Here is a 12524-nt window from a genome sequence, read left to right as displayed (position 1 = left end):
GCCCCGCCCCTTCCCCTCCCGCTCGCGAAAGTTGATGATGACGTCCTTCACTCCGGCCCGTGGTCCGGTCCTCACCGCCGCGATCGCGGTCGTCAGCGCCCTGCTGGTGCCGACCGCCTTCGCCGCCCCGGCAGCACCGACGGCCCCGGCGGCCCCTGCCGCGGCGGCCGCCTCGGCCACCTCGGCCACCTCGGCGAAGAACAAGCCGGCCCTCTCCGACGACTTCAACGGCGACGGCTATCGCGATGTCGTCGTCGCGACACCGTATGCGAAGGTCAACGGCGTACGCGCCGTCGGCCATGTCGCCGTCCTGTACGGCTCCGCCTCCGGCGTGCCGAACGGCAAGAAGCAGGTGCTCGACCAGGGGCGGCCGGGCGTTCCGGACACCCCCGAGCACGGGGACTGGTTCGGCTCGGCCGTCACCTCCGCCGATCTGGACCGGGACGGCTACGCCGACCTGGTCGTCGGGGCCTCCGGCGAGGAGGCCCCCGGGGCGAACGAGCATCTGAACACCGGCTCCGTCTCGGTGTTCTGGGGCGGCAAGAACGGTCTCGACCCCAAGGCGGTGGTGACCCCCGGCGGCGGATCGCTGCTGGCCACCGGCGACTTCACCGGCGACGGCAACCCCGACCTGGTCGTCCCGCTGAGCGGCGCGCAGGGGAAGGACAACCGTCTGCAGGTCGGCACCGGCCCGTTCCGGCGCGACGGCTCGGCCGCCCGTACCGTCACCGTCCCCATCGCCGAGCCCGACAGCCTCCGGGACCTCGCGGCCGGCGACTACAACGGCGACGGTTTCCTCGACCTCGCCGCCCCGCAGAACGCCCCCGACAACCCGTCCAGCCTGGTCACCCTGATCTGGAAGGGAACGAAGAACGGCCTGGTCGCCGAAGGGGTGCTGAAGAACGTCCCCGGCGGTGAGTCGATCGACCTCGGCGACATCGACCAGGACGGCTACGAGGACATCGTCTACGGCCGCAAGGGGCATTTCGGCGACGACTACACCGCCCCGGCCGTCGGCGGCCAGATCGTCCATGTCCCCGGTTCCGCGAAGGGTCCGGTGACCGCCAAGGCGAGGATCGTTCACCAGGACAGCCCGGGGGTTCCCGGTGCCGCCGAAGCGGGCGACGGCTTCGGCACCGACATCACGGTCGGCGATGTCAACGGTGATTCGTACGAGGATGTCGTGGTCGGTGTCCCGGAGGAGGCGCACGGCAAGAAGAGGCACGCCGGCGCGGTGGTCGTGCTGCGCGGCTCGAAGAGCGGCATCGCCACCAGCGGTGGCACGGCCTTCAGTCAGGACACCGCCGGGGTGCCCGGCACCGTCGAGCAGTACGACCGCTTCGGCAGCGCGGTCAAGCTGGCCGACGTCAACCGCGACGGCCGGGCCGAGCTGCTCGCGAGCGCCACGCACGAGGACGACTCCAAGGGCGCGGTCTGGGTCCTGAAGGGCGGCTCCTCCGGGACGACGGCCAAGGGCGCGGTCTCCTTCGGCGCCCCCGCGCTCGGGCTCCCCGCGTCGGCGGGCGACTGGTTCGGGCGCGGCTTCAACCACTGACCGCGTCTCCGGCCGCCCGGACCCCGCACCCGCTCAGGTGCGGGGTCCGGTGCGTGGGACGGTACGGGTGGCGGGGCCGGCTCACGGTCCCCGCGGCTCCGGAGCCGGAGCCGGAGCCGTCCCGGGTGCGGATCCATGGCAGCCGGTCCACATGTGACAGGCCGTCCCTTCCCCTGAGGCGCGGGTCAGGACGGGGAGACGAAGCCGGACTCGTACGCGATGATCACCGCCTGGGTGCGGTCCCGGGCGCCCAGCTTCGCCAGGACGGAACTGACATGGGACTTCACCGTCTCCGTCCCCACCACCAGCCGCGCCGCGATCTCCGCGTTCGACAGGCCGCGTGCCATGAGGCGCAGCACTTCGCCCTCCCGCTCGGTGAGCGCCGCCCGCAGTGGTGCGGCGCGGTCCGCCGGGCCGCCGTGCTCCTCGCCGTACGAGGCGGCCAGCCGCCGTACCGCCGCGGGGAAGAGCAGCGAATCGCCCTCGGCCACCAGCCGGATCGCGTGCACGATCTCCGCCGGGCGGGCCCGCTTGAGAAGGAACCCGTCGGCGCCCGCGCGCAGCGCCCCGTACACATACTCGTCGTTCTCGAAGGTCGTCACCACGATGATCTTCGGCGGCCGGGGTACCGTGCGCAGGACGGCCCGGGTGGCCTCGATGCCGTCCATCAGGGGCATGCGGACATCCATGGCGACGACGTCCGGCCGCAGTCGCCGCACCAGGGGGATCACGGCGGCCCCGTCGGCCGCCTCGCCCACCACCTCGATATCGGGCTGGGCGTCGAGGACGGCCCGCAGCCCCGCCCGGACCAGCGGTTCGTCGTCGACCAGCAGCACGGTGAGTGGCATCCGGTCAGCCTAGGTCACCGAACTGCCGGGTTCGGAAGGCCCGTTCACCGCAGCGGCAGGTCGACATGGAGCAGCCAGTCGTTCCCGGTCCGGCCGGCGCGGGACGCGCCGCCGAGCAGCGCGGCCCGTTCGCGGATGCCGCGCAGCCCGCTGCCTCCGCCGGGGGCCGGGGCCGGGGTGGCGGCGGTCAGGGGGTTGCGGACCTCCAGCAGGAGCCGGGCGCCGGAGACGGTGATACGGACCTGGACGGGGACGGGGGCGGGGCCCGCGTGCCGCAGGACGTTGGTGAGGGCCTCCTGGAGGATGCGGTAGCCCTCGCGGGACACGGGCCCCGGCACCTCCTCCAGTGGCCCGGTCACCCGGGCGTCGACCCGGGCGCCCGAGGAGCGTGCCGAGTCCAGCAGAAAGCCCGCCTCGTCGAGGGCGGGACGGGCGGCGGCGGGCGGGCGGCCGGTCTCGCGCAGCACCGTCAGTACGCGTTCCAGGTCCTCCAGTGCGGCCCGCCCCGCCTCCTCGATGGTCTCCAGGGCCCGGTCGGTGAACTCGGCGTCCCCGGCCGTCCGGGCGGCGCCCGCCTGCACCACGGCGAGGGTGAGCGCATGGCCGAGGGAGTCGTGCAGTTCGCGGGCGATGCGGTTGCGTTCGAGCAGCCGCTCCGTACGGTCCTCCAGTTCGGCGAGCCGTTCCCGGGCCGAGGGGCCCAGCAGCCGGCGGGCGGCCGCCACCGTCAGGGTGCCCACGGCGGTGGCCAGGGCGAGGTTCGCCGCCAGCGGCACCGGAGCCAGCAGGGTGTACGCGCCGCCGCTGCCGGTCACCCGTGCCAGCGGATCGATCAGCCCCGCCCGGGCACCGCCCGCCCCGGCGAGGGTCAGCGTCATCGCCATGAGCTGACCCGTCATCAGGACGGCGGCGAGCCCCGCCTCCATGCGCAGCACCAGCCAGGTCCCGGTCCTGGCCCGGTCGCGCCAGGAGGCGGACGGGACGGCGGAGACGCCCGGCTCCTCGTCGGTCCGCACCCGTGCGTGCGGCCCGGGGAAGAGCATCAGCTGTGCCTGGAGTCCTTCCGCCCGGCGTACCACGGGGATAAGGGCCACCGCGAGGGCGAGGGGGATCGGCAGGGCCGCGACGAGCAGCCAGTCGAACGCGGTCGGGCGGCTCAGGCTGGGGTAGACCATGCCGCAGGTGAGGGGCACGATCGCGCCCAGGAGCAGATGGAGCCAGCGGGTGTAGGTGACGGCCCGGGTGAGCGGTGCGAGCGCGCGGCGCAGGGGCAGGGCGGTTCGCCGCAGGGGCCCGGCGGGCCGGTGCGGCGGTGGGGTGGCGCGGCGCAGGGGTGCGGTGGCGCGGGTGGTCGGCGGGGTGACCGCTCGGCGGGGTGCGGCGAGGGCGCGGCGTAACGGCCCCGTCGGCCGGAGCCGCGGCGTGGGTGTCCCGGCCGGCGGAAGGGGACCTGGCATGGCGTCATCGTTCCAGAGCGGGCCCGCCGGGGCCTCCCCCACGCGGGGGAGACGGTCCCCTCCGGCGGGGGAAGCCCTGCCGTGCCGGTCCGGCCAGGCTGGGGACATGATCAGTATCGAGGTCACCGACCTGACGAAGACATACGGCCGGAGCCGGACGGCCGTCTCCGGGCTGACCTTCACCGTCCGGCCCGGCCGGGTCACCGGCTTCCTGGGCCCCAACGGCGCGGGGAAGTCCACCACCCTGCGTCTGATGCTCGGTCTCGACCGCCCCGACTCCGGCTCGGTGACCCTGGACGGCCGCCCGTACCCGGCGCTCGGCGAGCCGTTGCGAACGGTGGGTGCCCTGCTGGACGCGGGGGCGGCCCACGGCGCCCGTACCGCCCTCGACCAGCTGCGCTGGCTCGCCGCCGGCAACCGTCTGCCGCGCCGGCGCGTGGACGAGGTGCTGGCCACGACCGGGCTCACGGAGGCGGCCCGGCGCCGGGTCGGGGCCTTCTCGCTCGGGATGCGTCAGCGGCTGGGCATCGCGGCGGCGCTCCTCGGCGACCCGGCCGTCCTTCTGCTCGACGAGCCGTCGAACGGGCTCGACCCGGAGGGGATCGTCTGGATCCGTGGACTGCTGCGCCGGCTCGCGGCGGAGGGGCGCACCGTCCTGGTCTCCAGTCATCTGATGGGCGAGACCGCCGCGTTCGCCGACCATCTGGTGATCCTGGCCAGGGGACGGCTCCTCGCGGATGTCCCCGTAGCGGACTTCCTCGTACGGAACGGGCGGACCCGGGTCCGGGTGCGGGCCGCCGATCCGGCGAAACTGCGGACGGCGTTGCTGGTCAGGGGGTACGGGGTGGTGGCGGACGGCGGCGACGGGTGGGTGGTCGAGGGCGCCGGGGCGGAACGGGTGGGGGAGATCGCGGCGGAGGCGGGGACGTCCCTGCGGGAACTCTCCGAGGAGCGTGCCTCGCTGGAGGAGGCGTATCTCGCGCTGACGGCGGAGGGGGCGGAGTTCGCCGCGCGCGGAGGGGCGGGCCGGGACGGTGCGCCGCCGCCGGGGCCGGCGGGCGCGGAGACACCAGGAGCATCGGGGCCGTCGGGGCCGTCGGACCCAGGAGCGCCGGGCACGGGAACGCCGGGGTCGGCCGGGCCGTCGGTGTCCCCCGCTCCCCCGGTGCGGGAGGGCTGACCATGTCTGTCACCGCCGTACTCCGCTCCGAATGGATCAAGATCGTTTCGATTCGGTCCGGCCCGGGGACGCTCCTCGCGGTCCCGGCCGTCGCCCTCGCGGTCACCGTGCTCGTGTTCGCCACCGCCGGCGCGTCCGAGGCGTACGGCGACGACCCGGTCCACCGCGCCTTCTTCGCGATCGGCTTCGCCCAGATCGCCGCCATCGCCTTCGGGACCACCGCCGTCGCCACCGAGTACACCGGCGGGGGCCTGCGGATCTCGCTCACGGCCGTGCCGCGCCGGGGGGTGTTCTACGCGGCCAAGACGGCGGTCGTCACCGGGGCCGCGCTCGGTGCGGGGCTCGTCGGCTCGTTCGCCTCGTTCCTGGCGGGCCAGGCGTTCCTGGACGAGGACGCCATCGGCCTCGGTACGCCGGGGGCGCTGCGGGCCTGCGCCGGGGCGGGTGTCTATCTCGCGCTGATGTCCGCGCTCGCCACGGGGCTCACGTTTCTGCTGCGCAGCGCCGCCCTGGTACTGAGTCTGCTCGTCCCCGCCGTTCTGATCCTGCCGTTCGTGATCAGTGATGTCGCCGGGAGCGCCGTCGGCTATCTGCCGGACCGCGCCGGGCAGCAGATCCTGCACCAGGACCCGACCGGCGGTCCCGGCGCCTGGACGGGGCTGGCGGTGACGGCCCTGTGGGCGGCGGCGGCGCTGCTGGCCGGGTGGGCGGCGGTCCGCCGGCGCGACGCCTGAGGCAGAGGGCGCCGGGCCCTCGGCGCGTCCGGCAGGCGCGGCCTCGCCCCGCCGCCGCGCCGGGCGGCACGTCCGGCTTCGGCCCGGGTGCTGCCCGCAGAAGGCCCGCCACCGGGCGCTTTCGCCTGATGGCGGGCCCGTCCCCGCTGAATGGCGTCCAGGCGGTCGCCGTCAGGACGGCACGGGGCTTCGCGCGGTGTCCGCCCCTCGTCCGCCCTGAGTCGGCGGCACACCGCGCCCGCGCCGGGTCGTGGTCGACCGCCATGACGCCCACTCCCCCGCGTGGGCACGGGGTGCGCACCCCTCCCGACCGGTCGCCGGGTACGTATTGCGCGGCGGTGTGTGCCGCGGCACTTGGATTTCCTATGGCCTTGACACCTTCGGCGAGTGCGGCCGAGGTTTCCACTGACGCCCCATGGGTGGCCAGGTCCGCCGGCCAGAAGTGGCTTCTGAAGTCGGTGGCGAGCGGTTCACGTCGCCTACGAACCACCGGGCCAGGACCATCGGATTCCGGTTCGTGAGCACCGGGTTCTTCACCACGGCGGAGGAGAAGAAGCTGCGCTATGTCTCGGTGGAGATGGGCGCCGGGGGCGAGCAGGTGTTGCGGGCACGGGCCGCCACGGCCGGTTCCTGGGAGAAGTTCGTGCTGGAGCCCGCGCCCAGCGAAATGAGCGGCACACCGCCGGCGGTGTGGCCATCGTGGCCCCGGAGGAGAACGCCTGGTACGCACGCCACGATCTCCGGTCCCGGCCTCCGACGGCCCCGACGAGTGTCGCTGCCCGCCACCTGATGCCGATGGGGCTCCCGCGCGGGCGGGAGCCCCATCGTGGCGGACGGATTCCCCGGGCTCCTTTGCAAAGCCTTCTTTGCGAAGAAGTCTTGGGGGTCTAGGGTGCCCCTATGAGTGAACCGACGCACCGTCCCGGCCCCGCCGACGCCGCCCACCCGGTCGGCGCCGGTGCCGTGCCCGACGCGATCGTGCTCGACGCGAAAGGGCTGCGCGCACTCGCCCACCCGCTGCGGGTGCAGCTCGTCGGGGTGCTGCGGACCTCCGGCCCGTCCACGGCCACCCGGCTCGCCGAGCGACTGGGCGTCAACTCCGGCACGGCCAGCTACCATCTGCGCCAGCTGGGCGCCGCAGGATTCGTCGAGGAGGACACCGACCGGGGCAACGCCCGGGAGCGCTGGTGGCGCTCCGTTCACCGGACCACCTCGTTCAGCGACCCCGGGCTGGCCGAGCGGGAGCCCGAGGCGGCCCTCGCCTATCTCCACTCGGTGGCCGCCGGCTACACCCGCCGCACCCAGCAGGCGCTCAATGAACTCCGGACCATGCCCCCCGTCTGGCAGGACACCCTCGACATCAGCGACTGGCAGCTCAGGCTCACCCCCGGGGAAGCCGCCGCCCTCCATCGCGAGCTGCGCGCCGTCCTCGACCGGCACCGCGGGGAGAGCGCCGAGCGGGAGACACCCTCCGCCGCCGGCCGCGCCGAGCGTGTCTCCGTCATCCTCCAGTTCCTGCCCGAGCCCGGCACCACCGCCGCGCCCGACCGGCCCAGCGGCTCCTAGGTCGTCTCTTACGGATCTTGCTGGGCTCGCGTGCCCTGGCACCGCACCTCGCCGCGTTGTCGTCAATCACCAATGGCCCCCTGGGCCCTGGCGGGCCCGGGAGGTGCCCCCACCGCAGTGGCTCAATCCTCCGCCTTGCGATGCACGGCACCAGACCCCGCTCCCTGATCCAGCCTGATCCCTAAGAAACTCCCTAGCAGGGCTTCCAGGAGGAGATCGCGTCATTGAACACGTTCCCTCCCAGGTTCCCCACCTCGTATCCGTTCGGCACCCTGAAGTGCCTGCCCTCGTGGTTGTTGTGCTCCCAGAAGCACATGGTCGAGCCGGTCCGGTTCCTGATGGAGGAGATCGAGTCCTGCCAGCGGGGGTCCACGGCGATATCCCTGGCGGGGTCCCTGACGCTGAGCGGGGCGTTTCCGCAGTCGTTGAAGTGCGCGTGAACGCAGATGAGGTTCCCCGTCCTCGCGACGCTCACCGCGGGTGTGCTGCTGGCCGCGGCGACGGTCCCGGTCAGGGCGGCCGACAGGGTCAGCGCCACGACGGCCGGTGCGGCGAGCAGGGTCGGGGGCTTCTTCGGGCGGAAGGGCATGGATCCTCCTGTGAACGTCGGCGAGGAGTGGCGGCCTCCTGGGAACCGGCTCCACCCACCGACGCCGTGTATCGAGTGCTCCTCGGCCCGCGCCCTGGCCGGGCGCCGGCTGCGGACCGGTCACTCATATGACTGAGCAGGGAGGCCAGTTGTGACACCTGGCAGATGGGTGCGGCCCGGCGAGGACGCGGCGGACATCCCAGGAGGTTCTTCACTCATCCGGGTGAATTAGCGCCTGCGGGGTGCCCGCCGCGCCGTGTGCGCATGACGATTCGGGAATAACTACCACTTGCTTGGAGATTCCCGTTATGGCGGTACAGGACCCGTACAGCGCCGAAGCTGACGACACCCCCCTGGACCTGACCGATCAGGAGCTGGTCAGGGACCCCTTCCACGCCTATCCACTCCCCCGCGAACGCGAACGGATGGTGCGCGGGCACATGCCCGGCGTCGACCCGATGTGGGTGGCCACCCGCCACGGCGACATCCGTACCGTCATGAGCGATCCCCGCTTCACCATCGACGCCACCGCCGTCCCCGGCGCACCGGTGGCCCACCGCACCGAGCAGACCTGGCAGGCGCGCGGGATGCACCGGGGGTACGAGAAGTATCTGCGTGCCGGGATCTTCGACGCGGACGGCGCCGACCACCGCCGGCTGCGCTCCCTGGTCACCGCGGCGTTCTCGCCGCGTCGTGTCGCCGCGCTGCGGCCCCGGATCGAGGCCATCGCCACCCAGTTGCTCGACCGTCTGCCGGACCACGCCGAGGACGGTGTGGTCGACCTCATCGAACACTTCGCCCGGCCCCTGCCCATCACCGTCATCTGCGAACTCATCGGCGTTCCCGAAGCCGACCGCGACCGCTGGCGGGCCCGCAGCGCCACCCTGGGCGCAGGCGTCTGCGGCGACGCACTCGGCGACGCGCTCGCCGGTATGGCGGCCGACGCCCACACCCTCGTCGGCCATCACACCACCCACCCCGGGGACGACCTCATCTCCGACCTGCTCGCCCCGCACCACCGCGACCGGCTGAGCACCGACGAACTGGTCGCCCTGATCGTCAACCTTGTCGTCGCCGGACACATCACCACCGTCAACCTCATCGCCAACGGCACCGAGGCGCTCCTCGCCCACCCCGACCAACTCGCCCTGCTGCGCGCGGACCCCACCCTCATGCCGCACGCCGTCGACGAACTCATGCGCTACTGCGGCCCCGTCGTCCGCGCGCTGCCCCGCTACGCCCTCTGCGACACCACCCTCGGGGACACCCCGGTGAAGGCCGGGGAAGCAGTTCTTCCGATCGTGTCCGCGGCCAACCACGACCCGGCGGTCTTCGCCGACCCCGACCATGTCGACGTCAGCCGCACCCGCCACAACCGGGAGCCGCACCTCGGCTTCGGGCATGGCGTCCACCGCTGCCTCGGCGCGCACCTCGCCCACGAGGAGACCGCCATCGCCCTGGCCGCGCTGCTCCATCGCGCTCCCGACCTGCGGCTCGCCACCGATCCGGAGCATCTGCGGCGTGGCACCAACCCCGTCAACTGGCATCTGAAGGCGCTCCCCGTGCGTCTGTGACCCGGGGTGAACGCATGCCGGGAGGTGTTCCATCGGCCTGTGCGGGCCCACCCTCCGTGACCTCCGTGACCGGTTCCCGCCGGTATCCACCGGACACACGGGGGCAGGGAGGATCCCGGACCCCGCACGGGCCGATGAGAGAGTTCCTCCATGACATCGACGTTCGGGACCGTATCGCCCCCGCCCTCGCGCATCGGCCTGGGGCTCGCGGCCGTCGGGCGGCCCGGTTACATCACCCTGGGCCGGCAGGCGGATCTGCCCGCGGTGCGTTCCGCGGAGGCCCTCAAGGAGCGGGCCTTCGCGCTGATGGACGCCGCCTACGCGCACCGTGTGCGCTACTTCGACGCCGCCCGCTCCTACGGACTGGCGGAGACCTTTCTCGCCCAGTGGCTGGCCGCCCGTCCCGACGTCACGGATGTGACGATCGGCAGCAAGTGGGGCTACACCTACACCGCCGGCTGGCGCACCGAGGCGGATGTCCACGAGGTCAAGGACCACAGCGTCGGCGCGTACCTCCGGCAGGTCGCGGAGACGCGTGCCGTGCTCGGCGACCGGCTCGACCTGTATCAGATTCACTCCGTCACCCCGGACAGTCCCGCACTCGGGGACACCGCCCTGCATGAGCGGCTGGCGCGGCTGGCGGCCGAGAACGTCATCATCGGACTGTCCACCAGCGGCCCCCGCCAGGCGGAGACCATCCGCGCCGCGCTGGCGGTCACCGTGGACGGACAGCCGCTGTTCGGCTCGGTCCAGACCACCTACAACCTGCTGGAACGGTCGGCGGGCGACGCCCTCGCGGACGCGCACGCGGCGGGCCGCACGGTCATCGTCAAGGAGGCCCTGGCCAACGGGCGCCTCGCCGGCCCTCATCTCACGGCACCGGAGCTGGGGCCGGTGCGGGAGATCGCGCGGGAGACGGGTACCTCGTGCGACGCCGTCGCCCTGGCCGCCGTCATCGCGCGGCCCTGGGCCGATGTGGTGCTCTCCGGCGCCGCCACCGTTGATCAGCTCACCAGCAATCTCGCGGCCGGCCAAGTGCGCCTCGACCCCGCCCAGCTGGACCGGCTCGAAGAGGCGGCCGAACCCGCCGGGGAGTACTGGGCGCGGCGGTCGCGGCTTGCCTGGAACTAGAGACGACGGTCTTCGGCGGGGGCGGATGAACCGGCGAGCGGCCCGCCCTGTCCATGCCGCACCGCTCACCCCTGGGGTGAGCGGCGATGAAGCATCCGCTCGCCCCTTCCCCCGGACCTTTCTCTGGAGTCTCCCGATGACCTACTTCCTTCCGGCCACCGGCGCTGTCGCGCGGGCCGCACGCGGACTCGCCCTGGCCCACCCCGGCCTCATCGCGGTCCATGGTGAACCCCTCCATCTGCGCACACGGGTCAGCCATCCCGGCCGCACCGTAGCCCTGGTCTCGGGTGGTGGCTCCGGGCATGAGCCGCTGCACACCGGTCTGCTCGGGCCGGGTGGCCTGGACGCCGTCTGTCCGGGGGAGATCTTCGCCTCCCCGCACAACCGGCAGATATACGAGGCCGGGGCCGCCGTCGCCAAGCGTGACGGTGTCCTGTTCATCGTCAAGAACTACACCGGTGACGTGATCAACTTCCGGATAGCCGCGGAGCGCCTGCGCCACGACGGGGTACCCGTCGCCACGGTGCTGGTCGACGACGACCTGGCCACCGAGAGCGAGGACACGGCGACCGGCCGCCGTGGCACCGCCGCCACCGTCGTCGTGGAGAAGCTGCTGGGTGCCTTCGCCGATCGGGGGGCCCGGCTCGACGAGCTCGCCGCCCTGGGTGCTCGGATCGTCGCGCGCTCGCGCAGCCTGGCGGTCGCCGCACGGGCCCAGACCTCTCCGGCCACCGGTGAGCCCGCCTTCGCCCTGGGGCCGGGCGCCCTTGAGTACGGGGTCGGCATCCATGGCGAGCGCGGCACGGGCACCATCGAGCACCGACCGGTCGACGAGCTGGTGCGCCGGATGACCGACGACCTGCTCGCGGCTCTGCCCGGGGGGCCGGACCAGGTGCTGGCCGTCGTCAACGGCCTCGGCGCCACGACCGGTCTGGAGCTGCATGCCATCGGCTCGCTCCTGCACGACGTGCTGACCGAACGCGGCGTCCAGCCGCTGGCGATCGTGCCCGGCACCTTCACCGCCGCCCTGGACATGGCCGGGTTCTCGATCACCCTCACCCGCATGGAACCGGAGTGGGCCGAGCTGTGGACGGCGCCCGCCGACACTCCGCTCGTGCTCCCCTCCCGCACCCTCGCCACGGACACCGCGGCCGCCTCGGTCGTCCAGCCCGACACCGTCCAGCCCGACACCGTCCAGCCCGACTCCGGCCAGGCTCCCACCGGCACCCGCGCCCCGGCCGTTCTCGACCGCTTCCGGCAGGCCGTCTCCGGGGCCCGGGACAACCTCACCCGGCTCGACCAGCTCGTCGGTGACGGCGACTTCGGCGACAACCTGGCCGGCGGGGTGCGGCAGGCGGTCCTGCGGAGCGAGTCCGGGACCGACGGCATGGCGGCGCTGGCCGGGGCGTTCCTCGATGATGTGGGTGGCACCAGCGGCCCCCTCTTCGGGCTTCTCTTCCAGCGGCTCGCGGCCGTGTCCTGGCCGGACGACCGGGCACCGGACATACGCCCGGTCGCCGACGCCGCCGCGGCCGGCCTCGCGGCCATCCACCGCGTCGGTGGTGCCGAAGTCGGCGACTGCACCCTGGTGGACGCGCTGGCGCCCGCCACCGAAGCCCTGGAGGCCGCCGCCCGGGACACCGTCGACGACGCCTTCACCGCCGCCGCCGGTGCCGCCATCCAGGGCGCCCTGGACACGGCGCCCCTCTCCCCCCGGCGCGGCCGCGCCAGCTATGTGGGTGAGCACGCCCTCGGTGTCCCCGACCCCGGCGCCCTGGGCGTGGCCCTGCTGTTCACCGCCATCGCGCAGGTCTACGAGCCGGACAAGGCAACCCGCCTGCCGGACCTCCAGCACCTGACCGCCCGCTGACAGGGCCCTGGCGCGGAACC

The 12524-nt window shown here is 73.5% G+C and carries 11 protein-coding genes; 8 read left to right on the top strand and 3 right to left on the bottom strand.

Features of this window, described 5'->3' with window-relative positions; translation table 11 throughout:
* Window positions 1–37: 37 nt before the first annotated feature.
* Window positions 38–1555 (top strand): VCBS repeat-containing protein, encoded by a 1518-nt coding sequence (locus ABT354_RS23165; protein WP_351496803.1) that lies wholly within the window; start codon window positions 38–40, stop codon window positions 1553–1555.
* A gap of 185 nt (window positions 1556–1740) precedes the next feature.
* On the opposite strand, the gene ABT354_RS23160 is transcribed toward ABT354_RS23165, so the two are convergent.
* Together ABT354_RS23160 and ABT354_RS23155 are read right to left on the bottom strand one after the other, a co-directional pair.
* Entirely contained in the window at window positions 1741–2403 is a 663-nt protein-coding gene (locus ABT354_RS23160) for a response regulator (protein ID WP_351496801.1), read from the bottom strand.
* Window positions 2404–2447: 44 nt separating this feature from the next.
* The gene (locus tag ABT354_RS23155) at window positions 2448–3671 is read right to left on the bottom strand and encodes a sensor histidine kinase (protein ID WP_351496905.1); all 1224 of its coding nucleotides are present in this window, start codon (window positions 3669–3671) and stop codon (window positions 2448–2450) included.
* A 295-nt stretch (window positions 3672–3966) separates the two neighbouring features.
* Between ABT354_RS23155 and ABT354_RS23150 the strand changes: the two genes are divergently transcribed.
* The 4 genes from ABT354_RS23150 to ABT354_RS23135 all read left to right on the top strand — a co-directional run bounded on the left by ABT354_RS23150 (window position 3967) and on the right by ABT354_RS23135 (window position 7340).
* The gene (locus ABT354_RS23150) at window positions 3967–5040 is read left to right on the top strand and encodes an ATP-binding cassette domain-containing protein (RefSeq protein WP_351496798.1); all 1074 of its coding nucleotides are present in this window, start codon (window positions 3967–3969) and stop codon (window positions 5038–5040) included.
* 2 nt (window positions 5041–5042) lie between these two features.
* Window positions 5043–5774, top strand: coding sequence for an ABC transporter permease (locus ABT354_RS23145; protein WP_351496796.1), 732 nt, complete (start codon window positions 5043–5045; stop codon window positions 5772–5774).
* A 517-nt stretch (window positions 5775–6291) separates the two neighbouring features.
* Complete coding sequence (locus tag ABT354_RS23140; protein ID WP_351496794.1) at window positions 6292–6564, top strand: hypothetical protein; 273 nt, start codon at window positions 6292–6294, stop codon at window positions 6562–6564.
* Window positions 6565–6674: 110 nt separating this feature from the next.
* The gene (locus tag ABT354_RS23135; RefSeq protein WP_351496792.1) at window positions 6675–7340 is read left to right on the top strand and encodes an ArsR/SmtB family transcription factor; all 666 of its coding nucleotides are present in this window, start codon (window positions 6675–6677) and stop codon (window positions 7338–7340) included.
* A 193-nt stretch (window positions 7341–7533) separates the two neighbouring features.
* Here ABT354_RS23135 and ABT354_RS23130 read toward each other — a convergent pair whose 3' ends face one another.
* Window positions 7534–7929 carry a peptidase inhibitor family I36 protein gene (locus ABT354_RS23130; protein WP_351496790.1) on the bottom strand — a complete coding sequence of 132 codons (396 nt, stop codon included), beginning with the start codon at window positions 7927–7929 and terminating at the stop codon, window positions 7534–7536.
* A 308-nt stretch (window positions 7930–8237) separates the two neighbouring features.
* On the opposite strand from ABT354_RS23130, the gene ABT354_RS23125 reads away from it, so the two are divergent.
* The 3 genes from ABT354_RS23125 (at window position 8238) to ABT354_RS23115 (ending at window position 12504) form a co-directional block, all read left to right on the top strand.
* Complete coding sequence (locus tag ABT354_RS23125; protein ID WP_351496787.1) at window positions 8238–9503, top strand: cytochrome P450 family protein; 1266 nt, start codon at window positions 8238–8240, stop codon at window positions 9501–9503.
* A gap of 150 nt (window positions 9504–9653) precedes the next feature.
* A complete protein-coding gene (locus ABT354_RS23120; protein WP_351496785.1) occupies window positions 9654–10634 on the top strand; it encodes an aldo/keto reductase in 981 nt (326 codons plus the stop codon).
* Window positions 10635–10770: 136 nt separating this feature from the next.
* The gene (locus tag ABT354_RS23115; protein ID WP_351496783.1) at window positions 10771–12504 is read left to right on the top strand and encodes a dihydroxyacetone kinase family protein; all 1734 of its coding nucleotides are present in this window, start codon (window positions 10771–10773) and stop codon (window positions 12502–12504) included.
* Window positions 12505–12524: the final 20 nt, after the last annotated feature.

The sequence above is a fragment of the Streptomyces sp. NPDC000594 genome, from assembly GCF_040299965.1.
Lineage (GTDB): Bacteria > Actinomycetota > Actinomycetes > Streptomycetales > Streptomycetaceae > Streptomyces.
This window is presented reverse-complemented; position numbering and strand designations above follow the sequence as displayed.

Bases quoted from the DNA above. Each gene is read 5' to 3' on its own strand.
- ABT354_RS23165 (WP_351496803.1), top strand. From the start codon at position 38: ATGACGTCCTTCACTCCGGCCCGTGGTCCGGTCCTCACCGCCGCGATC.
- ABT354_RS23125 (WP_351496787.1), top strand. From the start codon at position 8,238: ATGGCGGTACAGGACCCGTACAGCGCCGAAGCTGACGACACCCCCCTG.
- ABT354_RS23120 (WP_351496785.1), top strand. From the start codon at position 9,654: ATGACATCGACGTTCGGGACCGTATCGCCCCCGCCCTCGCGCATCGGC.
- ABT354_RS23115 (WP_351496783.1), top strand. From the start codon at position 10,771: ATGACCTACTTCCTTCCGGCCACCGGCGCTGTCGCGCGGGCCGCACGC.
- ABT354_RS23145 (WP_351496796.1), top strand. From the start codon at position 5,043: ATGTCTGTCACCGCCGTACTCCGCTCCGAATGGATCAAGATCGTTTCG.
- ABT354_RS23150 (WP_351496798.1), top strand. From the start codon at position 3,967: ATGATCAGTATCGAGGTCACCGACCTGACGAAGACATACGGCCGGAGC.
- ABT354_RS23130 (WP_351496790.1), bottom strand. From the start codon at position 7,929: ATGCCCTTCCGCCCGAAGAAGCCCCCGACCCTGCTCGCCGCACCGGCC.
- ABT354_RS23135 (WP_351496792.1), top strand. From the start codon at position 6,675: ATGAGTGAACCGACGCACCGTCCCGGCCCCGCCGACGCCGCCCACCCG.
- ABT354_RS23160 (WP_351496801.1), bottom strand. From the start codon at position 2,403: ATGCCACTCACCGTGCTGCTGGTCGACGACGAACCGCTGGTCCGGGCG.